Raw genomic sequence first — 295 nt, 5'->3', positions numbered from 1 at the left:
ATAAGGGGGCAGGAGCAAACGCAACTAACTTATGATCTAAAAATAGTTAAAGCTAGTGATGTAGTCGGAAATGACTTTACAGTAATTGCAACAATAAAGAATGAAAGCACATTTTCATTTTATCTGGAGGGTGGCATGAACATCATCATGCCTTCTGACCTGGCAAGTATTTATAATTCTTCTATCATGCTGGCTCAGGATGTGGATATTGATGCAGGGGAATCTTTAAATTTTGTCTATAACGTAAGCCAATCCGACAGTTCTTCATTTTGGGACTTGTACTCCTTTTATCCTG

The 295-nt window shown here is 37.6% G+C and carries 1 protein-coding gene; it reads left to right on the top strand.

Translation table 11 applies throughout. The features are described 5' to 3' along the window. A partial coding sequence (locus E1176_RS19975) for a hypothetical protein (RefSeq protein WP_185152439.1) occupies positions 1–295 on the top strand: 295 nt, incomplete at both ends.

Source organism: Fulvivirga aurantia (assembly GCF_009711475.1).
Taxonomy (GTDB): Bacteria; Bacteroidota; Bacteroidia; order Cytophagales; family Cyclobacteriaceae; genus Fulvivirga; species Fulvivirga aurantia.
This window is presented reverse-complemented; position numbering and strand designations above follow the sequence as displayed.